The sequence below is a fragment of the Candidatus Uhrbacteria bacterium CG10_big_fil_rev_8_21_14_0_10_50_16 genome, assembly GCA_002774875.1.
In the GTDB taxonomy this organism is placed as follows: domain Bacteria; phylum Patescibacteriota; class Patescibacteriia; order UBA9934; family UBA11717; genus UBA11717.
Window position 1 is genome coordinate 70,782 of sequence record PCYM01000010.1, and the last position, 24,496, is coordinate 95,277.

The 24,496-nt window shown below is 50.4% G+C and carries 23 protein-coding genes and 3 tRNA genes; 13 read left to right on the forward strand and 13 right to left on the reverse strand.

Translation table 11 applies throughout. The features are described 5' to 3' along the window. Positions 1–43 precede the first annotated feature (43 nt). Together COV06_04390 and COV06_04395 are read right to left on the reverse strand one after the other, a co-directional pair. Positions 44–131: transfer RNA gene (locus tag COV06_04390), tRNA-Ser, on the reverse strand. 246 nt (positions 132–377) lie between these two features. Further along, a tRNA-Ser gene (locus tag COV06_04395) sits at positions 378–468 on the reverse strand. Positions 469–566: 98 nt separating this feature from the next. On the opposite strand from COV06_04395, the gene COV06_04400 reads away from it, so the two are divergent. The 5 genes from COV06_04400 (at position 567) to COV06_04420 (ending at position 4,443) form a co-directional block, all read left to right on the forward strand. Then, entirely contained in the window at positions 567–1,088 is a 522-nt protein-coding gene (locus COV06_04400) for a hypothetical protein (GenBank protein PIR47294.1), read from the forward strand. A 9-nt stretch (positions 1,089–1,097) separates the two neighbouring features. Beyond that, positions 1,098–1,174, forward strand: a tRNA-Arg gene (locus COV06_04405). 214 nt (positions 1,175–1,388) lie between these two features. Beyond that, entirely contained in the window at positions 1,389–1,877 is a 489-nt protein-coding gene (locus COV06_04410; GenBank protein PIR47295.1) for a hypothetical protein, read from the forward strand. Positions 1,878–2,052: 175 nt separating this feature from the next. Beyond that, positions 2,053–4,107 (forward strand): ATP-dependent DNA helicase RecG, encoded by a 2,055-nt coding sequence (locus COV06_04415; protein PIR47296.1) that lies wholly within the window; start codon positions 2,053–2,055, stop codon positions 4,105–4,107. A gap of 99 nt (positions 4,108–4,206) precedes the next feature. Beyond that, positions 4,207–4,443 (forward strand): hypothetical protein, encoded by a 237-nt coding sequence (locus COV06_04420; protein ID PIR47297.1) that lies wholly within the window; start codon positions 4,207–4,209, stop codon positions 4,441–4,443. Between the two features lie 68 nt (positions 4,444–4,511). Here the strand turns inward: COV06_04420 and COV06_04425 are convergent, their stop codons facing one another. The 9 genes from COV06_04425 to COV06_04465 form a co-directional block, all read right to left on the reverse strand. After that, on the reverse strand, positions 4,512–6,020 hold the full coding sequence (locus COV06_04425; GenBank protein ID PIR47298.1) for a hypothetical protein: 1,509 nt from the start codon (positions 6,018–6,020) through the stop codon (positions 4,512–4,514). 1 nt (position 6,021) lies between these two features. Further along, positions 6,022–7,308, reverse strand: coding sequence for a DNA repair protein RadA (locus COV06_04430; GenBank protein ID PIR47299.1), 1,287 nt, complete (start codon positions 7,306–7,308; stop codon positions 6,022–6,024). A 1-nt stretch (position 7,309) separates the two neighbouring features. Continuing rightward, positions 7,310–8,680 carry a hypothetical protein gene (locus COV06_04435; GenBank protein ID PIR47300.1) on the reverse strand — a complete coding sequence of 457 codons (1,371 nt, stop codon included), beginning with the start codon at positions 8,678–8,680 and terminating at the stop codon, positions 7,310–7,312. 3 nt (positions 8,681–8,683) lie between these two features. After that, entirely contained in the window at positions 8,684–9,325 is a 642-nt protein-coding gene (locus COV06_04440) for a hypothetical protein (protein ID PIR47301.1), read from the reverse strand. A 1-nt stretch (position 9,326) separates the two neighbouring features. Beyond that, entirely contained in the window at positions 9,327–10,565 is a 1,239-nt protein-coding gene (locus tag COV06_04445; GenBank protein ID PIR47302.1) for a hypothetical protein, read from the reverse strand. Between the two features lies 1 nt (position 10,566). Beyond that, complete coding sequence (locus COV06_04450; protein PIR47303.1) at positions 10,567–11,064, reverse strand: hypothetical protein; 498 nt, start codon at positions 11,062–11,064, stop codon at positions 10,567–10,569. A gap of 26 nt (positions 11,065–11,090) precedes the next feature. Continuing rightward, complete coding sequence (locus tag COV06_04455; GenBank protein PIR47304.1) at positions 11,091–13,556, reverse strand: hypothetical protein; 2,466 nt, start codon at positions 13,554–13,556, stop codon at positions 11,091–11,093. A 23-nt stretch (positions 13,557–13,579) separates the two neighbouring features. Next, positions 13,580–14,449, reverse strand: coding sequence for a zinc metalloprotease HtpX (locus tag COV06_04460; protein PIR47305.1), 870 nt, complete (start codon positions 14,447–14,449; stop codon positions 13,580–13,582). A 464-nt stretch (positions 14,450–14,913) separates the two neighbouring features. Further along, positions 14,914–15,474: a hypothetical protein gene (locus COV06_04465; GenBank protein ID PIR47306.1), complete on the reverse strand. Its 561-nt coding sequence runs from the start codon at positions 15,472–15,474 to the stop codon at positions 14,914–14,916. A 70-nt stretch (positions 15,475–15,544) separates the two neighbouring features. On the opposite strand from COV06_04465, the gene COV06_04470 reads away from it, so the two are divergent. The 5 genes from COV06_04470 to COV06_04490 all read left to right on the forward strand — a co-directional run bounded on the left by COV06_04470 (position 15,545) and on the right by COV06_04490 (position 21,458). Next, entirely contained in the window at positions 15,545–16,324 is a 780-nt protein-coding gene (locus COV06_04470) for an HAD family hydrolase (protein PIR47307.1), read from the forward strand. Between the two features lie 192 nt (positions 16,325–16,516). Further along, positions 16,517–17,596 carry an RIP metalloprotease RseP gene (gene rseP, locus COV06_04475; protein ID PIR47308.1) on the forward strand — a complete coding sequence of 360 codons (1,080 nt, stop codon included), beginning with the start codon at positions 16,517–16,519 and terminating at the stop codon, positions 17,594–17,596. Between the two features lie 20 nt (positions 17,597–17,616). Continuing rightward, the gene (locus COV06_04480) at positions 17,617–18,666 is read left to right on the forward strand and encodes a phenylalanine--tRNA ligase subunit alpha (protein PIR47309.1); all 1,050 of its coding nucleotides are present in this window, start codon (positions 17,617–17,619) and stop codon (positions 18,664–18,666) included. Next, positions 18,641–21,079 (forward strand): phenylalanine--tRNA ligase subunit beta, encoded by a 2,439-nt coding sequence (locus tag COV06_04485; GenBank protein ID PIR47310.1) that lies wholly within the window; start codon positions 18,641–18,643, stop codon positions 21,077–21,079. Before COV06_04480 ends, COV06_04485 begins: the two co-directional genes overlap by 26 nt. Before the next feature lies 1 nt (position 21,080). Beyond that, a complete protein-coding gene (locus COV06_04490; protein PIR47311.1) occupies positions 21,081–21,458 on the forward strand; it encodes a hypothetical protein in 378 nt (125 codons plus the stop codon). Between the two features lie 99 nt (positions 21,459–21,557). Here the strand turns inward: COV06_04490 and COV06_04495 are convergent, their stop codons facing one another. After that, a complete protein-coding gene (locus COV06_04495) occupies positions 21,558–21,989 on the reverse strand; it encodes a hypothetical protein (GenBank protein ID PIR47312.1) in 432 nt (143 codons plus the stop codon). 159 nt (positions 21,990–22,148) lie between these two features. Continuing rightward, complete coding sequence (locus tag COV06_04500) at positions 22,149–22,919, reverse strand: hypothetical protein (protein ID PIR47313.1); 771 nt, start codon at positions 22,917–22,919, stop codon at positions 22,149–22,151. 248 nt (positions 22,920–23,167) lie between these two features. Between COV06_04500 and COV06_04505 the strand changes: the two genes are divergently transcribed. The 3 genes from COV06_04505 (at position 23,168) to COV06_04515 (ending at position 24,418) form a co-directional block, all read left to right on the forward strand. Further along, positions 23,168–23,584, forward strand: a complete 417-nt coding sequence (locus COV06_04505) for a hypothetical protein (protein ID PIR47314.1) — start codon at positions 23,168–23,170, stop codon at positions 23,582–23,584. Between the two features lie 119 nt (positions 23,585–23,703). Beyond that, positions 23,704–23,970, forward strand: a complete 267-nt coding sequence (locus COV06_04510; GenBank protein PIR47315.1) for a hypothetical protein — start codon at positions 23,704–23,706, stop codon at positions 23,968–23,970. Position 23,971: 1 nt separating this feature from the next. Further along, on the forward strand, positions 23,972–24,418 hold the full coding sequence (locus COV06_04515; GenBank protein PIR47316.1) for a hypothetical protein: 447 nt from the start codon (positions 23,972–23,974) through the stop codon (positions 24,416–24,418). The last annotated feature ends 78 nt before the right edge of the window (positions 24,419–24,496 follow it).

A 24,496-nucleotide genomic window follows, 5' to 3' on the forward strand; every position in this document is an offset into this window, starting at 1 on the left:
CTCGCCAAAGAAAAAAGCCCGCCTTACGACGAGCATTTTTCTTTGGCGGAGAGAGTGGGATTCGAACCCACGAGAGCTTGCGCCCTACTGGTTTTCAAGACCAGCGCCATCGACCACTCGGCCATCTCTCCAAATTGTGGCAACACGTCCGGAACCGTTGTTGCAAATCATCTCTTCGGCTCAGGTCCTCGTGATCTGGCAAGCTCTCTCAGCTGGGCAAACTCACGATCCTCGTTTATCGGAGGATCAGGCTCGGGATCAGGTGCCTGCTGAGGCTTGACCACTTGAGCCGGGAATCGACACACCGAAGGAACCTCACCTTGCTCTACGGTCATGTTGCCTCCAGCAGCTGACGTCCAAGCGTGAACGTCATGTGCTGGCGGAGAGAGAGGGATTCGAACCCTCGCGCCGGCGAACCGACCTAACGGATTAGCAATCCGTCCCCTTCAGCCTCTTGGGTACCTCTCCAAGGCAGGAGTACTCTACTATATTGGCACAATAGAATCAAGGGCGTCGCCCAATATCATCCACACGACGCTTTTTGCGTTTTCCGCTATACTGGGCGCATGGACGAAGCACAATGGGAAAAAATCCAAGATGAGATTGATCCTCGCTACGGGGAGGTGGTTATGTATTGGACGATGGACGAGTTTCATCAACATGAACGTTCCAACGCCTGGTACGTGATTTTTCTTATTCTGGGTCTGGGACTCATTTTGTCTGCGATCCTCACGTCTAATTACGTATTTGCCGTGTTGCTGGTGCTTATTGGGACCTTTATGATTCTGCAGCATTTCCGGGACCCAGAGAACGTACCGATTTTGGTGTTGACGGCTGGGTTGAGTGTTGGCGAACATTACTATCCTTGGGACGAGATCAAGGATTTCTGGGTGGCGTTTGACCCACCTCATGTGAGTAAGCTCTATGTGGACTTTAACAAGTCGAGTGAACCGTTTATCAGTATCGATTTGCCCGAGGACATGGACCCCAACGAGATTCGAGAGACAATGCTTGAATTTACGCAGGAAAGCGTGACCCGCAAGGAAGAGTCCTTGACAGACTATATCCGAAGGCTGTATAAGTTATAGCGCTTCCATGTACCCGTAGCTCAGCTGGATAGAGCGTTGGCTTGCGGAGCCAAAGGTCGCACGTTCAAGTCGTGCCGGGTACACCACAAAAGGGATCAACGATAGTTGGTCTTTTTTGTTTGGTTACCCGTGCGCGACTTGAACCAGGGGATGGTAAGGAGATAAACAATCCCTTGACATAAATCAACAATGCGAACCTTTATATCACGTACCAAGAATTTCACGCATGATAAAATATCAAAACACCGACGATCGTCGCGTGTTTGAAACCTCCCCATTTACTCATTAACGGGGAGATTTATGTTATCTGGAACAGAGCAATGGCTCATGGCGATAGAGGATGTAATATTACTATCACGTGATTTTACCCACGAAGTTGGAATGACAACGGGTGACGCACGGATTCTTCGACATGCATACAGCACGCATGATGCGAGACAAAATATAAAACGGTTAGCAAACAGAGAATTTATTAAGATTAGGAAGATTGAAGATGGGATTGTTATTCAATTAACAAATAATGCTCAGTTATCGTTAATGAAAGCGCGCATTAAGTCCGTTGAGCGAGATCTTCCATCGCGAGAATACTGTATGGTTGCGTTTGATATCCCTGAAAGTTCAAGAACCGTACGGAATGCTTTTCGTCACTTTTTACAACAATCAAACTTTACTCAATCTCAGAAAAGTTTATGGTTAACCAAGAAGGATGTGGGCTCGGATATGATTAAGTTGGTTTATCGATTAAAGCTTGAGGAATGGGTAAATGTTTATGTTGGGCGACGTATTTAGATGTTTCAAAACACCGACGATCGTCGCATATTTGAAACATTGATTAATTCACCTATGTCGGGGGCGATTCAAACGACCATAGGAATTTTCATAAATGACAAGAAAAGAGACAAAGAGTCGAATCTAGAAATAGTACGTTCTTAGAGATCTCTTGAGAGTCTGCTAAAATAGGCGCATGCTCAACGATCTCGTTACCAATCTCCCCGGGATTGGACCAAAACTCAATAAGGCCTACGCCTATCTTGGAATACAGACCATTCGGGATTTGTTGTTTGCGTTTCCTTTGCGTTATGAGGACTACAGGGAGGTCAAAGGGATTGCAGACGTGGAGCCCGGTGCAGCGACGACCATTAAGGGAACGGTGACGTCGGTCAGGTCTCGTAGGTCTCCGCGGAAAAAGATGGTTCTCACGGAGGCGACGATCGAGGACGGTACGGGTACCATCTTGGCTGTGTGGTTCCATCAGCCCTACATTGCCAAGATGCTCAAAACGGGAGACTATCTCTCGCTTTCCGGGAAGATCGACGATGGATACGGTCTTTCCATTGTTAACCCACAATTTGAAAAATGTTCTCCAATGAGCCAGACGATGCACACGGGTCGGCTAGTGCCGATTTACTCCACGGCAGGACAAATGGCACAGAAAGGGCGCCGCGGGGTGGTTCAGCAGGCGCTGGCAGCCTCTGGGGAGCTGGAGGAGTGGCTCCCATCGTGGGTGATGAGCCGCTATGATCTCCATGCATTAAAGGACGCAGTCCCTGTTTTGCATTTTCCGGAGGCACAAGACGCGTGGCAGAAGGCAGTGCGACGAATGAAGATGGGGGAGTTGGTATTACATCAATTAGGACACGTGCAGGCAAAGAAGCTGATTGAGCTATCTGTGGCGCGGGTAATTCCGTTTCAAGAATCTCGGATACAATCATTGGTTGCCTCTTTGCCGTTTGCTCTTACGGGCGCACAGAAAAAAGCCGTGTTTGCGGCATTAAAGGACTTGGAGTCGGGCAGACCCATGCATCGACTTTTGGAGGGAGACGTGGGGGCCGGCAAGACCGTGGTTGCGGCAGCCGTGATTGATCACGTGGTTGCCTCTGGCCTACAAACAGCGTACCTGGCGCCTACAGAAATTTTGGCGGTTCAACAGGCGATGAGCCTGTTAGAGACGTTGGGGGATCGTGCTTCGGTGGCGTTGTTGACGAGTGGATATCAGGAGTTGAATGGGGTGACATCTACACGCAAGCAGGTGCTAGATGCGATTGTAGATGGACGAGTGAATGTGATTGTGGGTACGCACGCGCTTTTGTCGGGCGACGTGCAGATACCGGATTTGTCCCTCGTGATTATAGACGAGCAACATCGTTTTGGCGTGGATCAACGCAAAAAACTATTGTTGCCCGATGCACACGGGAGCACACCGCATCTGTTCTCTATGACAGCCACACCAATACCTCGTACGCTTGCCATGGCTCTGTACGGAGACATGAGTATCTCTATTCTCGATGAGTTGCCACCCGGGCGCGGAGCGGTGGAGACGGTGTTGTTGCGTCCAGAACAAGATGCGCAAGCGTACTCACTCATTGGAGAGAAAATTCGTCAGGGCGAGCAGGCATTTGTGGTCTGTCCATTTATTGAGGAGTCCGAGAGCTCTGATGCGGAGTCGGTTACAAATCTTGTTCAGAAGCTTCGAGAGGGGATACTCAATGTGTTCACCATTGAGGCGTTGCACGGAAAAATGAAGTCCAAGGAAAAAGAGGAAGTGATGCGTCGATTCCGATCTGGCGAGATTCACATTTTGGTGGCAACGACGGTTATTGAAGTTGGCGTGAATATTCCCAATGCAACAACGATCTTTATTGAGGGTGCCGAGCGGTTTGGTTTGGCGCAGTTACATCAGTTACGCGGTCGTGTGCGGAGATCCAGCGCCACGGCGACGTGTTTTTTGCACCCAACGTCCATGAGCGGCACAACCAAGGAACGTCTGAGGGCAATGGTGGATTTTGATAACGGGTTCCAGCTTGCGGAGATCGATTTAAGATTGCGAGGGCCGGGAGACAAATACGGAACACGACAATCGGGATTGCCGGAGTTTGAATTTGCAAGCTTGGCAGATCATGCCCTGATTGCACAAGCACGTGAGATCGCTGAGCAGATACTAGACGAGGATCCAACGTTGGAGCACTACACGCAATTGGCCATAGAATTTGAGCGATTTACCGAGCGTCTACGTGGGTAGGGTGACATTACTGTACAAGGGGATCTGTAGAAAATGTTGTAAACACTATTGACAAAATAGTGTTTTTTAGGTAAACAGTGCGAGCTACATTCCGTGGCGATGAGAGGAGAGAAGATGACGCAGCCGATTTACCTGATGGGCCTGCAGAACATGGCCGAACGTGATGTGCAGGAGGGGGATCAAGGGATCCGTGTGGTGTCCATGGCGCCGCGCGACGGGGTCCCTCGGGGTATCCTGGTCCTCCGTCACGCCGGAACGCTCTACCGTGCGATCTTCCATGGTCGGTGTCCGTTACACGTACCCGATCGGCTCCCCGAAGGCCTCAAGCTGATCTGACGACCCCTGTAAACAACAAGGACCCCTGCGGCCTTGTCGGTTTGCGGGGTCCTTGTTTTTTATAAACCTTACGAATGTAAAATGAGAGGATGATCTTGCGTGTAGGGAACGTTGAGCTTTATGGCGTGTTCGGCTTTTTGTAACTCATGACCTAGATCAAGTGCATGACCCACCTGGGAGATAAGGCTCATTTGTGCGATTTTGAGAGAGAGCTCGCGCGCGGTGGAGGATTGGTACTCTCCAAGTACGGCACCGTCAGGTCCTTGATGCTCCGCAATAATCTTTCCGTCTGTAATGCGAATGAGGAATGCCCCACGCGGATCGGCCATGGACGCGTCCCAGACTTTTGCAGGTGGTCGCTCTACAATGGCGCAGTCGATGAGTTTCTTTGCATGATCAAAATCACCTTCATAAATATGCGCACTCACAGATTGAATACAGAGTGCGCCTCGTTCAAATCCGGTCTCCTCGGCAATCTGTTGATGCATGGCAATCAGTCCAAACGCATTCGGAATCGCCGCTTTAAAAATATCGTGACTGCGGAAGGTGGCAAACAGATTGACCTTGCCCTCCGACTGTAGCGCTTGTACAGACACAAGACACGGTGTGTCGACGGTGGCAAAGGTATCAATAGGTGGGACAAAGGTGATTCCAACGCCGCGTCTAGAATCAGGACTACGCTTTAAGTTTCCAATAATACAATGAGCAATCTGATCGATCGGTTCCATTCCGCTCTCGTCGGCCCACGCCCGCAAGCGACTCCCGTACGTATAGGAAACTCCTTCTTTTACGGACGACTCCATGAACACTTTATGGTACTGCTCAACGGCCTCACGTGTTACACCGATAGTCTCTTTCAATTCATTTGGCCAGTCGTCGGGAACATTGGTAGGGAAGAGGCCAGGCTCGTTCTCGATGACCCATTGCATACCGGGTAATTCACGTTGCTCCATACCGTACTGAGTGCCCTTAACCGTTCCGTAGCGCATAATATGGAAGATCACCTGTAACCAAACGTCGAGGACGGTTTTGCCGCGTAGTGTAAATCCAACATCTTCGCGTGGGAAGGTTTCCACAACGCGGGGAGCGGGAGGGTCAAATGCCACGGGTTCCATGTACGGCACGCCAGCCTCTATTGGTAGGTGATCCACGGCTTCTCGGAGTTGATATTGGGAGAGATCGAGGAGGGTCACGTTTTGACGGATTGTTTCGATCACTGCGGGTGTAATCTCAGGTTCAATTTGAAATTCTGTCCCTTTTATCACTCCGTCTTCACTCACACCACTTTTCCAAAGCGCCTGAATCAAATTCGATCCACTTTTGCCAAACGGAGATTGCGAGAGAGGGCCAAATCCCCAGAGGGCGAGCGTGCGAATGTGCGGATTGAGCGCAAGATTTCGCAACAGGGGATTGACGCCTTGTCGCGAATAAAGCGTGCCAATGAGTGCGGCTTTATTGAGAAGATCCGGTACAGCCGTTGTAGCAACATCCATTTTATTCCACACGGTACAAAATCCAACGCTGGCAGTGAGTGAGCCTTGGAGCACGGGGTATTTGTCCGGTAAAAAAAGTTCCATATTAAGCAGGAGATTTAATCTGTTTTACAAGGTCTCGCACAGTTTTGATGCGTGTGTGATCTACGATGTTCTTGATTCCAAGTCGTGTAGCCTCCTTGGTACGCCTGTCTTTTTGATGCGCGGGCCGTACCTCACCTCCCAATCCAACCTCACCAAACACAACACTCGACGGCATGCCGATGTCTAATCGTGATCCAATAAGTGCTGCACACACCGCTAAATCGGCGGCAGGCTCCTTGGTTTGCATGCCTCCCACCACATTAACATAGACGTCCTGTCCTGCAAACGAGACGCCTCCATGCTTCTCCAGAATAGCGAGGAGCATCTGCATTCGGTTGGTGTTAAATCCAGACGATCGGCGCACCGGAGTGCCGTAGCTAGACGTGTTGACGAGCGCTTGAATCTCCAACAAAAAAACGCGTGATCCCTCTAATGTACATGTAAGAATGGTTCCAGGTGTACCCGCGCTATCTTGTACAAAAAGCTCAGATGGGTTTTCTACACCTTGGAGTCCCTTGGAGGTCATCTCAAAAACACCTACCTCATCTGTGGCGCCAAAACGATGTTTGGTGGCACGTAACAGGCGATAGCTATGCTCCGTGTCTCCCTCAAAACTTAGCACGGTGTCTACCATGTGCTCCAACATTTTAGGACCCGCAATGGATCCATCTTTGGTAATTTGACCTACGAGGATCACCGGGATGTTGGTCTCCTTGGCAAGTGCGACAAGTTGCGCAGTGGCGGCGCGCAAATGTGTGGGTGTGCCGGCAGTCGCGTCGTGTTCTTGAGTGGTGATGGTCTGAATGGAGTCCACGATCACAAGGGAAGGCGTGTGCTTTTTGATCGCACTCAAAATAGGTTCAACCTGGGTCGATGTGACAATTTTGAGTTCATCTACGTTGAGATGAAGACGATCAAAACGTAATTTAAGTTGAGAAGGGGATTCCTCGCCTGCCACATAGAGAACGCCTTTCATAGACCCGGCCAGTTGACTCAACAAGGTTGATTTTCCAATCCCTGGTTCGCCGGCAATAAGGATCGCCTGACCAGGTACAATGCCGCCCGATAACACACGATCAAGTTCTGAGATCTTGGTAGGCGTGCGCTCTACGGAGGACTCGGTGATTTGATCAAAACCAACAACCGCTGCAGGGGCGGCCGCGGTTTTTGAAGATGTGGCCGCAGGGGACGCTCCTCCTTCGTCGGTAATTGACCCCCACTTACCACACTCGGTACAGCGTCCGGCCCACTTCATAAATTGTGTGTCGCAATGGGTGCAACAAAACATACTAGTGGGCAGAATTTGCCGCTCTGTTTAATTCTTGCTGACGTGTCCAAAGACATGTACCCGTCTTAAGATCAAATCGAAGGCAGGAAACAATTTGCTCCTCGTAGTTAACGGCACAGGCGCTGCTTTCACCTGTAATGGTGTACTCCACTTCGTCGCCCGTTGGATTATGACAAATACTGTTTGGCTTAAGCATGGCTCCAACGGTCCAGTCACAATTTTTAACGGAGGATTGTTTGCCGTTGTACTCGTAATACCAAGGCTGGAAGTAGGATCTGCAGAATCCAAGGTTCTTCATGGCCCACTCAAGCTTGACCTGACAATCCAGGTCGGTGATGTTACGTTCGTCTTGATCGTTGCAAATGACGCCAACGCTGTATCCGGTTTCATACGGACAACGACGTTCGGTACTCCCGGCTGCGAGGCCTGCCATGAGGTCTACGAATTGATTCTCATCAAGTTTTAGCCTTTTCATTTCCTGCTCTGCATGACTTGTAAACTTAAAGCCGGAGTCATAGTCACCCTCAATATAATTGTAGGAATCGGGTAGGGGGTTACAGGTGATCTCTCTACAAACACCGTTCTTAGCCAAACAATTGTCATAAAACCGCTTCATGGTTTTCTTGGGGTCAGCAAAAGCGGCAATAACCTGAATGTGATTTTTTCCTTGTGTATTTTTTTTGAGTTCAATTGCAGCGTTTTGAATCCACTGCACCATATCCTCGTAAACAAGCGAGCTCCCGGTTCCAAGACGCGTGTCGATGTTCGGATTTCTGACGGATTCTCCTGTATCCGGATCCACAATAAATTGAATATCTGCCGCATGCACCAGTTCACCTTCTGAATTCTGAATATCTGTGTGAACGACGGATGCACCTTCGACCAGCGCTCTATCAAGAGGTGGAACTTTCTTGACGGTGTCGATACTCAGCGAATTCATTGCGGTAATAAATGGATTTATAAAGGTAAGAAAGACCGTTGCCGTGAGCAAGAGAAGAAGGCCGATGGAGGCGTTTTTGATGCGGGCCTGTGCGCGAGTAATACCACCTACCGTAGACCCGATCATCCACTCCACACCGCCAATCATAATAAGAACGATGGTAAAGATGATTCCGGCTCCCAGGCCATATCGGAACACGGCGTTGATGTAGCGGCCAATGGTGGTTACACAGACGTGATGAGGATCACAGTCGTCTTGAGCAGCGTCACCCGTAATGAGAACACTTCCCTTAAAATCAAATCCCGGAATCGGCACCTGAAAAACTGGCTCGTATACAGGCACGGGCTCATCATATTGCGCAAAGACAACGAGCGGACCACTGAGAATGCCGAGGTTAAGCGCGAGAAGGGCAATGAGAAGAAAACGTTTCATAGGCTAGAGCGCTTGAATTGCGGCGCGGATGCCGGTAACGGTAAGAGGGCCTGTGTAGAGGGTTCCATTAATGAACAGGGTAGGCGTAGAGGTAATTCCAAGCGCGATCGCTTCATCTAGCGTGTGTTGCACAATCGGTCGCGTGACGTCGGAAGCCATACAACCTGCAAAGGTGCTGCCATTGAGGTTTAGCTGTTCTGCAGCAGATTGCAATTGATCTGCGTTGAGTGTTACAAGCGCAGAAAAGAGATAATCATGAAATTCCCAAAAACTCCCCTGGTCTTGTGCACAGCGTGCGGCCATAGCAAGTGTGAAGGCGTCTGGGTGAGCTTGGACGTTGGGTGCATCTTTCCAGATGAGTCTTCGCTCATTTGGCGCTTCGGCAATGAGTGTCTCTAGGTCTGCTTCCAATGTTTTACAAAGCGGGCAGGAATAATCGCCGAATTCAACAAGTGTCACGTCGGCATTTTCGTAACCGCGAATAGGGTCAAGAAACGTCAAAATAGGTTCTTCCAATGTTTCCGGGACCTCTACAACGGGCGTGACCTTCAGGGCAGAATCTGGCAAGAGCACTAAAACGAACACCGTGAGAATGGTGAGGGCGAGGATACTTGTGACACCGAGAAAGAGGAGTTTGCGTCCCATATTAGCGTAGTCTTAGTCGTTGGAGTGTTCCGGACTTATCATCTTGGTAGAAGAGGATCGATCCGTCGTCACTCACCTGTAGATTAGACATGCTTGGACCGTCTTCTGGCTCTGCAATAGGCAGGGCAACGCCTGTGCGTGTGTCGACTCTATAGACGACGTCTGGGAGGCCAAAGGCGAGTGATCGTTGCAAACCAGATCCAGGAGGGAGATTCTTGGGAACCGCGCAATAAGCGGTGGTGGCGTCGGAATACGTGCATTTATCGGCCCATGTGTTGATGGCGAGGCTGCGTCGATTGTCTCCAAGTGTTTGACTGGTTCCATCGACCAACCAGAGTTGTGGCTGGTAATTGCTGGTTGGACCGTTAGTGCTGTAGAGAATTTGTGATCCGTCGTTGCTCCAAAGAGGTTCAAAAGAAAACCCTTCAATCACAAGACCTGGAAAGTTCTCTTGATTTTTTCCAATTGGCAGAATCTGTTTGCGACCAAATCCGCTCACGAGCGCCCCTGTGTCGGAGAAGGCAACCACTTGATCGTTTGGCGACCAGCTGACATCTACTTTGCTTGCGTTGTTTCCAAGTGCTGCAATGGTCTGCGCCTGGGAACCATCGCTTTGTGCAATTACAAGCCAGCGGTTACCCGGGTCTGCTCCGACACTTTTTGCAATAATTTGATCCGAGCTGTTGGGCGCAAATTGGAAATCCTCCCAGTGCGTCGGAAGTGTACTTGTTTTGCCTGTTTGAAGATCGACGGTTACATTGGCGCCGTCAGGAAACTCTAAAATTGCTTTGTTAGTGTCTGGATTCCATAGGACGTTGTCGGCATTCGGGAATGCCGTCGGGAGGATAGAAAGAATGTTCCCGTCTGCATCGACGCGATAAAATTTGCCATCATGCGGATCGTAATAACTTAATGTGGATCCGTCACCGCTTAATTTTGGGTCAATCACGCTCGTAAGAGTGAGTTTTGTTACTTGTGTGAGCCCGCCTGCAGCAACCGTTGTGGCACCAGGGAGAATGCCTCCCGTTGTACCGGTTGTAGGAGGAACTTCCACCGGCCGATCTCCTGCAGCGCCGGATCCTGGAAGTGTGGAGCCTGGTTGTTGATCAGAAATGGCTGGTGAGGTGGAGGGCGGCGCAACAGGCCCGCGAAAAAAAGTGATATAAAGAAGGTAACCGATACCGGTCACAACGATTAGGAAGCCGAGAACGACCAGGATTTTTTTGAGACGAAAGGACATACTAATTGAGCGGGTTTAAGAGATCTGCAGTGGTTGCTATGACCATGAGAAAGAATGCGAACGGCGCGATCTGTATGATGAGGATAATGACGGCGATAAATAGCATACTCCACGCCGCGATGATCCCGAGACGTTTTGTAAACGTAAACGGCCGCATTTTTTTTGAGTCAGGGAGCATTTTAAACGGATTCGTCTCGGTAAATCGGATATGCCGTAGTGGGAGACTCTGTAACGCGTTCATGGAGGCCATTCCGCGGATAAAGAGGAGTCCAAGCGAGATAGGAACCGTGGCCAACGAAGCAACATCGCCAGCAATGGAGCTGGAAAAAAGACGATCCAAAGAGATACGCAACTGCTCCATTTTATCGGCAGGAGGTGCGTCTTCTTGCTTCCTTGGGGGAGTAGGTGGTGCGTTGCGCCGAGAGGCCACGCGATTTGCATGAAATCGTCCAGCTGCTTCCGCCTGATTTGCGGTTGGTTGTGACTCCGTTGATGCCATAAAAAACACGGTAAACTGCTTTCAGTCTACCGTGTTTTTGTCTGAAGGTCGATCTGTCCGTTGTTGATAGAAAGCATAAAATCTTGTGTGTCCGGTTCATTGAGCAAATGATCGGCAATGAGTGTTGCGACGAGGTCCTCAACACGCTGTCGAATGTTGCGCGCGCCGGCGAGATCTCCTTGGCTCTGTTCCACAATGTGCTGCTTTACGGCCTGGTCCCATGTAAGATGCCGTGCGTCTTGGGCCATATGCGTTTGCAGCTGTTTGAGCTCGCGTTCGGCAACGGAGACCAGGTGTCGCTGCGTAAGCGGATGAAACACGCCGATGCTGTCTATACGGTTGATGAGCTCTGGTCGCATACTTGTTTGTAAGATGCGCCGTACGTCTGACTCCGTAAGATCTGCCGCGTTGAATCCAATCGCTCCGTTGAGGAACTGTGTCGACCCAATGTTGGATGTTAGGACGACGAGCGTGTGCTTAAACGAGATAACGCGTCCGGTGGCGTCTGTCAACTCGCCGTTTTCCAGAATCTGCAGCAAGAGATTGTGAATATCTGGGTGTGCCTTCTCAATCTCATCGAACAAGACCACGCTGTGCGGTTTCTTCTTTACCTGGTCCGTTAAGAGTGCTTCGTCGCGATACCCAACGTAGCCAGGAGGGGACCCAATGAGTTTTGAGATGGAATGACGCTCTACATATTCGCTCATGTCAATGCGAATTAATGCATCTTTGGTGAGGTACACCTGTTCGGCTAATTGCTTGGCAAGTTCACTTTTACCTGTGCCACTCGGTCCTACAAAGAGGAAGCTGGCGAGCGGTCGCTGATGTGTATGAAGACCCGTTTTTGCGCGTCGCACATGGCGAGCTACTTGCTCGACGACCTCGTGTTGACCGTAGATGACACGTTTTAGTTTTTGTTCAATACGTTTAAGATGTGTGCGATCTCCCTGCAAGAGCCCCGTTACACGTATCCCGGTTTTCTTTTCTAACACGCGGGCGATGGTGGCGACGTCCACAACTCCAAGTTGTTGTTGCTTGGCTTCGGCCTCCGCCGTTCCGATTTTCGATTCGAGATCCGCTTCTTGCTCCTTATGGAGACTTGCGTCCAAATAACGCTCCTCCATAATGGCGTCACGTTTTTTTGTGCGCACGGTTTGCAAAGATTTCTCCAGCTGCTTCCATGCGGTTAATTTTGGTGATCGATCCGCAACGGTGAGTGTGGCAGCTGCCTCGTCAATAAGATCAATAGCTTTGTCTGGTAGTTGGAGCCCGGGGAGATAGCGTTCGCTCGCCTCAACCGCATACACGAGCGCCTCATCCGTAATGGACACCTGGTGGTACGTCTCATAGACAGGACTAATGCCTCGGAGGATCTTAATGGCCTGCGCGCGTGTTGGCTCGTTAACGGTAATGGATTGAAAGCGTCGCTCGAGCGCCCCGTCTTGCTCAATATGTTTTTTGTATTCAGCAGGCGTTGTTGCACCAATGCAATGAATCCATCCGCGAGCCAGTGCTGGTTTTAAGAGATTGGCGGCATCTAAAGAACCGGACGCCGACCCTGCACCGACGATCATGTGCACTTCGTCAATAAAAAGGATGATGTCGTTACTATCCCGCACTTCCTCGATGATTTGTTTGAGACGGCCTTCAAACTCGCCCCGATACATGGTGCCGGCAATAAGAGACCCAAGATCCAAAGAGAAGAGACGCTTGTTGAGGAGCACGGGTGGCACGTCGCCCATGACGATTTTACGAGCGAGTCCTTCTACGATTGCCGTTTTGCCCACACCCGGCTCTCCTACAAGAATGGGATTATTTTTTGTGCGACGTGAGAGAATTTCCATGACGCGTTGAATCTCGGAATCGCGTCCGATGACTGGGTCAAGTTGTTGTGATTCTGCGGTGAGCTCGGTAGCGAAAAATTCGAGGGCGGATCCATCTGGCTGATCGTCGAGGCCGAGTTCCGAAATGTCCACATCCTCTGAGAGGGAGGGCTTGGCTTCATGCGCATGAATTTGCACATGTGGAAATTGTTGGGTACCACGCAGAAGAACCGCAAGTTGACTGCGTAGCTCTTCGATGTTGACGTTAGACGTTTGCAAAAACTGGACGAGCTCCTTGCTGCTCACCTGCAAGATACCGGCAATGAGATGTTCGGTTCCAATGTGGTGATGCTCATACATCGAGGCAGAGAGGACCGCCTTCTCCAGGACACGTTTAGATGTCTCGGAAAGCTGTGGAAGTCGTGTGGATGGCAGACGTTTTGACTCAGAAATGTCCTCTGGCGCGCCAACAAATGCCCCAAGTGAGGCGGAATCGAGTTGCGCCTTTCTAAGCAGTTCTGCTCCCACGGACCCTTTCTCTGTCGCGGCACTCCACAATAAGTGTTCAGGTGCGATGGTGTTGCTTCCAACCTCAATACTTAACAAAAGCGCACGTGTGAGGACATTGCGTAGGTGAGAGGTAAATTTGTCTACAAGGTCGTTGTTCATGGGTGGGCGTTAGAAGTCTGATCTTACAGCATTTCTCGTAAACGTCGAATGCGCTCCTCGGCTGGAGGATGGGTGGAGAGCAGGTTGCTGAATGCTTCCGACTTGAACGGATTACTGATAAACAAGTGTGCCGTTGCATGATTCACGCGTTTAAGCGGCTGAGGATCGGTGCTAATTTTCTCAAGGGCTGAGGCGAGGCCCTCTGGATAGCGTGTGAGAAGAGCACCGGACGCATCAGCTAAAAACTCACGTTTGCGGCTCACGGCAAGCTTGATAAGTTGACCAATGAGTGGCGCGACAATGAGTAATACGAGCGCGATAATAAATCCGAAGTTATTGTCTTCTCGTTGATTGGATCGTCGACCCATACTGCCCCAGTGGAACATGTCGGCTAAGAGCGCCATGGTTCCAATAAGGACGACCACGACGGTCATGAGGAGGATGTCGTAGTTACGCACGTGAGAAAGTTCGTGGGCAATGACGCCTTCCAGTTCGTTTTTGTTGAGCCGTTCCAAGAGACCAGTGGTGACGGCGACGACCGCGTGCTCTGGGTTGCGTCCGGTGGCAAACGCGTTCATGGCGGAGTCGTTAATGATGGCCACACGTGGCATGGGCACGCCTGCGGTAATGGCAAGGTTTTCGACGATGCGGTAGAGCTCGGGATTGTCTGTCTTTTCAATTTGCTTAGCACCAGAAGATGCGAGCGCAATTTTATCGCTGGCAAAATAACTCACCACGTTCCCTCCAATGGAGAAGATGGCGGCAAGGGCAAGACCTCCGGCAACATCTCCCGTGTACTGACCATACGCCCAGCCAAATGCCAATAGTACCAGCACAGCAATGGTCATGAGGAGAACGGTTTTACGTTTGTTGGAAGCAATTTCGTTGTACATATCTTGTAAAAACTCTGTTGGTCATCCCGAGCTAGGCCGCATTATTCATCACACTTGAATCCTTCGCCGAACGCGCTCATCTTCGGACATGCGTGTTTTGAGAATTGCGCTCGGCACATGGCTCTAAATAATCCACAAGGAGTCGTCGCCGTACCAGTGTATTGCCTGCGTCTGCTAAAGACTGGGTCGACGTCCAACACGGATTGTTTAGAAGCAACGTACCTCGCTCCTACATTGCCAGAATCCTTCGCCGAGGATCCTTATCTTCAAACACATGCGTTTTAAGAGTACTCGCAGGCTCATACTTTAAAACACACGTGTTCTCGGGGGCGAAGACCTTGATTCCTTCGCCGAGGATCCTTATCTTCAAACACATGCGTTTTAAGAGTACTCGCAGGCTCATACTTTAAAACACATGTGTTCTTGGGGGCGAAGGGCTAGATGAGATCACCTGTAATGAATCCCTAGAACTTCACCTGCACATTCTCACGTTCCTCTTCTGTGGCTCCAAAGAATTCGTACTTCTTAAAGCTAAGGGCGCCTGCGATCAACACGCCAGGAAACTTTTGAATCGCCGTGTTAAAGTCGCGAACTTGCCCGTTGTAGAAACGTCGAGATGCTTGCAATTTGTTCTCGGTGTCGGACAACTCACGTTGCAACTCCAAAAAGTTTTCATTGGCGCGTAAGGCGGGGTAGTTTTCTGACAGGGCGAAGATGGACTTGAGTGTGCCGGAGAGCGTATTCTCTGATTCGGCGATCGCCTTAGGATCTTTGGATGCCTGTGCCGTCATGGCAGCAGCACGGGCTTTGACCACAGCCTCGAGGGTCTCTCGCTCGTGAGAGGCGGCACCCTTTACGGTTTCTATGAGGTTTGGGATGAGGTCGTGTCGACGCTTTAACTGTACATCTATGTCAGACCACGCCTCATCCACACGGTTACGTTTGGTAATGAGAAGGTTGTAAAACACGAGTGTTGCGAGCCCGAGAACAATGATTAGGCCAAAAAGGAAGATGATGGCGTACATAGACTTGACTTGATTAGTAGGGGCTAAACTTATAAACTTATTTTACTGATTTTAGCAAAATAATGCACCTATGACAATACCTGAAGGTTTGGCGGATAAACGTGTGTTCGTTTTTGATCTCGATGGAACCCTTGCGCGAAGTAAGACGCCAATGGATGAGGAGATGAATCAAATTCTTTCCCAATTGTTAAAAAAACGAGAAGTGGCAATTATTGGAGGTGGTTGGTTTCCTGTATTTAAGTGGCAATTGCTTGATCAACTCACTTGTGGACCCGAGGAGTTGAAGCATATGCACCTTATGCCCACGTCTGGCTCGCGATACATCAACTACGCTCATGGAGAATGGACATCCGTGTATGCGCTAGAGCTCGATAAGGAAGAACGATCTCGGATTATGGATGCATTTGATAAAGCGTTTAAAGAGATCAACTATCAACAACCAGATAAAGTTTACGGCGAAGTGATAGAGGATCGGGGGACACAAATTACGTATTCAGCTTTAGGACAGCAGGCGCCTGTAGATGAAAAGGAGGCGTGGTCTGGATCAGAGCAGGATCGTCGTCGTGAGATTGTTGCTGTCATGAAACCGTTACTGCCTGAGTTTGAAATCAAAATCCCTGGAACCACGTCGATTGATATTACACGAGAAGGTGTTGATAAAGGCTACGGTGTGGAGCAGTTGAGTAAACAGTTGGGGATCCCTGTGGGGGACATGGTCTTTTTGGGCGACGCGCTGTATGAAGGAGGAAACGATGAGCCGGTAAAGAGGACGGGGATTCAAACCATTGCGGTTGCCAACCAAGAGGAGACAAAACAAATTCTCCGCGCGGCGCTTGCAGAAATGGAATAACACAAAAACACTCACGCTGGTCGTGGGTGTTTTTTATAGGTGATTGCAATAGGAAGTTTCAAAACACCGACGATCGTCGTATGTTTGAAACCTATCGTTTCTATTTACAATTCACCAGCTACCATTCCCTATTTCCCATAACTCCTCTCCCATCTACCAACCATCCCCCTCTTTTGCTATACTGCCCTCACTATGATAACTGCCCTGATCTTTATTGCGGTCCTTGCTGTTTTGGTGCTTGCCCATGAATTTGGGCATTTTGCGGTTGCTAAGTGGTCTGGCATGCGCGTGGATGAATTTGGATTCGGCTTTCCGCCAAAACTCTTTGGGATTAAACGAGGAGAGACGGAGTACACCATCAACCTCATTCCTCTTGGTGGGTTTGTAAAAATTCACGGCGAGAGTGGAGAAGAACGAGACGACCCGCGCAGCTTTGCATCAAAGTCTATTTGGAAGCGATTTTTGGTACTGGTGGCAGGTGTGACGATGAACGTCTTGTTGGCTTGGGTTCTCTTATCCGCAGGATTTATGGCAGGGCTCCCAACAGCGATAGACGGTGGAGACTTTGCAGGTGGAAATGTGAAAGACGAGCAGGTGCAGATTACGTACGTGCTGCCAGGATCACCCGCAGAAGAGGTGGGTCTCGTGTTGGGAGACCGAGTGTTATCCGTAAACGGTCAGTCGGTTATCGACGCTGCACAGACACGCGAGTTGATTGGACTTGCGCAGGCGGGTGAGGAATTAGAACTTGTGATTGCGCGTACCGGTGAAGATCAATCACGCACTATTATGGTGGCGCCCGTGCAGATCGAGGAAGGACTGATTGCCATTGGAACACAACTCACCACGGTGGGGTATGTGAGTTTTCCTCCACACCTTGCCTTGTTGAATGGCGCAACGAGTACCGCAAACATGGTGGCAATGACGGCCGTGGGATTCTGGGATTTACTTGGACGCCTCGTGACGGGTAAAGGGTTGGGTGGGGACGTGTCAGGTCCTGTGGGCATTGCTGTACTCACGGGTCAAGTGGCGGATCTCGGGTTTGTTTACTTGCTCAACTTTGCAGCTGTGTTGTCTGTGAACCTGGCGATCCTTAACATCTTGCCGTTCCCTGCACTGGACGGTGGTCGTGTCTTTTTCTTGCTCATTGAGTTGATTCGTCGCAAACCGGTTACGCCTAAGTTTGAGGCAACGGTGCACGCAGCTGGGTTTGCGATGTTGATGATTCTGGTTGTTCTGGTAACCTACAAAGACTTGTTACGGTTTTTCTAAGCATTTGATGACTGTCTGTTATGGAAGACTTCTCCTCCCAACTTTCCAACCTCACTGCGCAATTTCAACAAGATCTTGCAGCGGTTCTTACAAGTGATAACGTGGAAACATTACGTATTCAGTACTTGGGTCGCAAGAGTCCGTTTCAGGATGTCATGCGATCTCTTAAAGATGCGTCTGTCGATCAGCGTAAAGAGTTGGGGCAAGCGGCCAACAAAGCAAAACAAGACATAGAAGCGGCGATTGAGGCAAAAGAAACGGCGATTGCCAATCAGCGATTTGAGCGACTTGGCACCGACGAACGGATTGATATTACGTTGCCAGGCGAGAAGGGACCTGAGGGTCATTTGCATATGACCACGCACGCCATTCGAGATATTGCGAAAATTTTTGAGCATATTGGGTTTACACAGGTGCGACACCCAGAGATCGATTGGGAGTGGTATCCGTTTGATGTGTTGCGCATTAACGCAGATCACCCAGCTCGTGATAATTGGGAGACGTTTTTTTTGGACACGCCGGCGGATACAAAAAAAGGCAAGATGGTGTTGGTGCCGCACGTGTCTAACGGTCAGGTACGAGAGATGGAACGGGGAGAATTACCGATTCGCTCCATGAACATTGCCAAGACCTACAGGCGACAGTCAGACGTGAGTCACGTGCCGATGTTTCATCAATTTGAAGGGTGGATTATTGACAAGGGAATTCGACTCACAGACCTTAAGGGCGTGATGGAGTATTTTGTAAAGGAGTATTTTGGCGAGGATCGCGAGATTCGTTTGCGACCTCATCATTTCCGTTTTACGGAGCCGTCCATGGAGCTGGATATTTCCTGCGGTCTCTGTGCAGGTAAGGGATGCTCTATGTGTAAGGAGGGTTGGGTGGAATTAGGCGGTGCCGGCATGATGCATCCGGATGTGTTGCGCGCGGGTGGCGTGGATCCAGAAGTGTACTCTGGCTTGGCGTTTGGTTGGGGTGTGGAGCGCACGCTTTCCATGAAGGCGGGGCTCAACATTGCGGACTTGCGGACGATGTATAAGAACGATGTACGATTCCTTGAGCAATTCTAGTATGAATATTTTAGCGCCCTATAGTTGGATCAAAGCCTTCCTGCAAACGGAGTTTACTCCAGAGGATTATGCGAAGCAGATTGCGCTTGTTGGAAACGAGGTAGAACATCAAATGCGTGCGGACGTCCATATGGGACCCCACGTGGTGGTTGGAAAAATTTTAGAGGTACACCCGCATCCAAACGCCGATAAGCTGCGACTTGTGCTCACGGAAATTGCACCCGGAGAGAAGAAGCAGATTGTGTGTGGCGGGTCGAATCTTCAGGCGGGACAAATTGTGGCCGTGGCATTGCCTGGAGCCGTGGTGTCTTGGCATGGAACGGAAGAGGTGGAACTCAAAGAGACACAAATTCGTGGTCAGGAAAGTTTTGGGATGATTTGTGCTGCGGAGGAAATTGGGTTTCCAAAATTGTCTGATGGAGAGAAAATTTGGGATTTGTCAGAAATAATTCCAGATGCTCTTGTGGGGACGTCGCTTGCCAAGGCGCTTGAACTGGACGGTGAGATTATTTTTGATATCGAGCAGACCACCAATCGACCAGACGGCATGAGTATTGTGGGGCAAGCACGTGAGGCCTATGCGGCTATGCTTGGAGAGTTTGATGATCCGCTCACACAACCGCCGGTTTTGCCGTCACCTACCAGCCCGACACAAAATGTGTTGAGTGTACATGTAGATGACCACAAATTGTGTCCACGCTATATGGGTGCCGTGTTGGAGGTGACGGTTGGTCCGTCTCCTTGGTGGATTCAGCGTCGTCTACTCCTCGCGGGTGCAAAACCGATCAATAACGTAGTGGACGTCACGAACTATGTGCGTCTCGAACTAGGGCAACCTTTACACACGTTTGATTACAATAGAATTGTAGGTGGTACGATTGTTGTGCGTTCTGCCAAACAAGGAGAAGTGATTACGGCATTAGATGGAGAAGAATACACGCTCACACCTGGGATGCTGGTGATCGCCGACGCAGTAAAGTCAGTAGCGATTGCGGGTGTGATGGGAGGATTGGAAACAGGTGTTACAAAAGATACCACGAAAATTGTCTTAGAGGCGGCCACCTTTGACCCGTTGTCGATTCGTTCCACATGGCGCGTGCTCAACCTCCAGTCTGACTCACAGACTTTGTATGAGAAAGGTGTGTCTGCTGAGTTGCCGGCTTATGGATTGGCGCGTGCCATTGAATTGTTGCAGGAGGTTGCTGATGCAAAACTTGTATCCGCCGTGCAAGACGCACGTGTTTCAGAATATGTTCCAAAAACATTTATTCTACGCCCAGAACGCGTGAATCAACTTATGGGTGTCGCCTTGGATGTGGAGGTGCAAACGGGCATGCTCAAACGCCTTGGGTTTGAGGTGAGTGAGGCCACGGGCGAGGTGAACGCGTTTTCAGTGCGTGTTCCATTTTGGCGTGATATGGACATTGAGGCAGACGTGGACCTAACAGAAGAGATCGCTCGTTTGTATGGCTATGCCAATATTCCGTCTACCTTGCCAACGGGAGCAATCCCACGTCGCGAGCGGGATGTATTGCTGGACCGCGAGAATGAGATCAAGGATGTACTCGCAGGCGCTGGTTGGACGGAGGTGTATGCCAACTCGTTTATCGATCCTGCAGATCTTACCAAGGCGGGGTTTGATGCTGATACCGCACTTGCGTTGGAGAACCCACTGACGGAAGAGTCTGTTATGCGACCAACGCTGATGCCGACCATGCTCCGCACGCTCCAACAGAACGAATTACATCCAACAGCCGAACGACTCTTTGAATTGCAGCGTGTCTACCTCTCACGAAAGGGAGATTTGCCGGAAGAGCGCTCGATGCTTATGGTGAGTGTGATGGCTGACAAAGCAGGTGAACACCTTTTTAGAACGATGAAAGGAGTATTGGATACACTTTGTGATCATTACCATGTTAGCTATCGATTAACACGTGAGGACGTGGGAGAGCAATATCACCCTGGGCGGTCGGCTTCCGTGTGGGTGGGCGGTGTACGTGTGGGAACCATTGGAGAAGTTCATCCTCTTATCCATCGGGCATTTGGCATTGATCGACACGTGGCTTTATTGGAGATGGACTTACCGGCATTGGAGGCGCATCTTAAGCTCACACCTACTTATGTAGAGCCGTCGGCGTTTCCATTTGTCTATCGCGACTTGGCGATTTTGGTGGACGAAGCGGTGGAGTACGGTGACGTGCAGGAGACTATGCGATTGGCGTCGAGCTTACTGCAAGATGTGGAGCTGTTTGATCTCTATCGTGGGACGCAGGTGCCAAGCGGCAAAAAATCCCTCGCCGTACATTTGGAATTCTCTGCAGATAAGACGCTTACGTCTGAGGAAGTAGATGTGGAAATGAAGCGGCTTGTTGAGACACTTACCAATCAATTCTCCGCTTTTGTTAGGGAATAGTATGAAAATCTACGTCGCACATTCTCGCGCATTTGATTTTGTTGCGGATCTCTATAAACCAATACGAGAAAGCGCTTTGAATTCGCAGTATGAATTTGTGCTTCCACATGAATCATCAGATGAGCCGTTTGCATCAAAGGGTTTCTTGAAAGACGAAGCCTATGCGATGGTTGTCGAAGGGTCTTTTCCTTCTACGGGGCTGGGTATTGAACTTGGTTGGGCGGATGTCTACAACGTTCCTATTATCTGCTTCTATAAACAGGGTACAAAGCCTTCCGGATCACTCTTTGCCGTAACGGATCGAGTGATTGAATATAGAGATCAAACGGAATTAATACAGGAGATGGAAAAACAACTTGCAATTATAAAACGAGCCTAGGGCTCGTTTTTGGATGGGGTGATTTTAAACAGATCGTCTATAAAAAGGTGTCGACCCAACCGCGAGTGCGGAAGGGCCGAGAAGGTGTAGGAATCGGCGTCAGGTGCGGGACAGCCTGAGCGGACGACGCATGCGCATCACGTGGATGTAGGCCCACCAGCCGATCTGCGGCAGATCCCATCCTGCAGAGGCTGCGCTGTTGTGGACCATGACCGCCGCCTCTTGCGGCGCTGTGCCTCTCTCCAGCTCCCATCGCATCTCCTCCAGATACAGAACGGCCACCATCTTCTGGATCGCCCAGGGTGGCAGGTGTTCCTTCTTGTGCTGGAAGAAGCGACGTCCGGCCGCCTCTCCAAAGAAGGCTACGAGCGCCGTGCGTACCGCCTCGGCTGCCGAATCCAGACCGTGCGACTGGCGTTGGATGAGCTGTTGCTCCACTCCCGCGGGGGTGAAGGTGTAGAAGTTGTGAACGTAGGCGCTAATCGTCGTGGGCCCGTACGGAGCTCTGTGAATCTGTTCGAGCAGGCTCATGGGTACTCCTTACGGCTTGAGCCGCGTTGGTGGTTGTTTCAAAAACACCCTACACAAATCGTTGCGATAGGTCAAGGGTTTCTGACCCAAGAGGTGAGTCTATAGGAAGTATTTTTTAGAAAAATTTCACCCCCAGCGCCGAGCGGCGTGGGGGTATCGTCAGTTGGTGGAAGCCTCGATCTCCCGGACTCGACAATCGAGCTCGGCGAAGATCGTGTGATCGTCTGGTACGCGTTGATCTCGGAGCATGGTCCGGGCCATCTCCAGGAGATCGAGCGTTACCTCTGGTTCTTCTTGTGTGTGGCCAGTGAGCTGGTTCAAGAAGACCAGTATGGCGCGCTGCTTGAGGCTTTCGCTGACCTCGGTCAGAAGCACGCAGGCAAGCAGTTGCACCATCCCAAACACAGTGCTCCCGATCAGGACTTCGTAGCTCTCCAGTGGATTCTCGTGGAACGGTTCCGCAGCGATGTCGAACACCCGGTTCCAGGTAGACGCTCCGGTGTCGACCGAGCGCCCGAACTCCATGTAGCTCCCGTTTTCCACGAACAGCGGTTGCCCGTAATGGACGCGAGTATGCCAGTTGGTCTCTCGGAGACGCTTACCCCCCTTGGGGCCCACGACTTCCATGATGCGAACAAACCCGTCGAACCCTCGCTCAAAGTGTGCAACCAGCGTCGCTTTGTTCTTGCTTTCCTCCAGGGTCTCGTTGTCGGAGAGCGGTTCGGGCGACCCGTGCTCGTGCGCGCTGTTCACCATGTCCGTCCAGACCGTCATGTGCGCCACCGCACGCTTGGCATCGAGGTACTTCTTGAACGCCGGCTTGAGCCAGAACCAGACAACAGAAGACGCAAGAGTGGCGACCAGGAAACAGACGATCCGAGCATCCGGGTAGGTCACCATGCCCCAGGAACTCACAATGAGCATAATCATGCTCGCCACTTCGCCCGCAAAGATCCAATAGAGGGTACTAAGCGAGGACCTCTTGAGGTTCTCACGTGTTTCCAAACATTTGTCGCAGTTGCGGTTCACAACGCCTCCAATGCGGGAAGATTCCCACTTCTGTTTATCATGTAACGTGTGGATTGTCGATAAGACATCAGGAAGGATTGGGTTGCAATAAACAGGGAAGTGCCGTAAAAAGATAAGGGTAGTTGATCTTTGCAATTAGGAGGTGCCTCATGACCAAGAAGAAGCCACGGAAGGTCCTGCCACTTACCGAGCAGGAACAGAGAAGGAAGAACCTGCTGGAGACGATCCGCTGGTTTGCGGATCAGCCCAGGCAATCATGGCAGGATCCGTTTGTCGTGGAGGAAGTCCGTGAGTTTGCGGATGGAGTCATGATTGTCCAAACATCCGACGGCAGGTTTACGATCTTCCTGAGCCTGGAGCGAATTCGTTTTGTGGAAGGTTTGTTCTTTCACCGAGCGAGTAGGAGAGTGGATCTGCCTGAAAATACCGGGTTGATCATGGCCAAGCCAACTCACAAAGCCTGGCAGGATGTTCTTGTCTACGCCAAGGAATCGCTGACCACATCTCAAGGGCCTGTTCCTTGGCATCCGTACGGGCTCTCAAGGCCAAGTGTTTTCACATGTTGATCTCTAGAGAGGGCACGCGCCTTTTCTCCCACACAAGGGCGGCCCACTCCGGGGTCGCCTTCCTATTTTATTGAAGCCTGTTGATAAGGCTGCGCCCGTGCGTGTTATACTGTCTTTATATGATTTCTACGCTCGAAATTCTTTGGATCGTGCTGGCGTTCTGTGCGCTGTGGATGACGGCCTTTGTGTGCTGGGCTATTTACCACATTGCTATGGTCGCTCGCAATATTCACCTGGTGTTGGACGAGGCTAAACAGGCGCTTCATCAAATCGAAAACGCCATTACCGGCGTTAAGGAAAAGATGGAACATCATGCGACGCTTCTGGATCCGCTTATTGCACTTGCGGGGCAGGCAATTAAAAACCTAAAACATAAAGATGACTAATATGCATAAAACAATCGGAATCGCAGCAACCCTCGGGATGCTTGTTCTCATGGGTGCAGGTTGCACAACCGGAAACACGGTGTCGGCAGACATTACTGTACCTCCTACTGTGGAGGAAGGCGCAGACTTTCCAATCCTGGTACGTGTTACAAACAACTATGCAGAGGCAAAAAACCTTAAGAGCATCAAGTTTGATTCAGACATCTTTAAGGGACTGTACATGAACGACTCCGTGCCGGAGGAAGATGATTGGAATTCTGCTGCGGATGGATCCTACACATCGTTCTACGACCAGTTAGTTGTGTCGCCAGGTTCCTCGCGCGACGTGACCCTGAATATGAATGCCTTGTGGGAGGGGGATTATTTGGGAAACATGGAGATCTGTTTTGAAGGAGTGGAGCCATGTCTTTTGGAGACCACATCCGTCCGTGTGACCGCTGCACAATAAACGTGTTCAATAAAATGAGAGACGAGCAGACTATGGTTTGCTCGTTTTTGTTTTAAAAAGGATCAACACAGAAGGTAG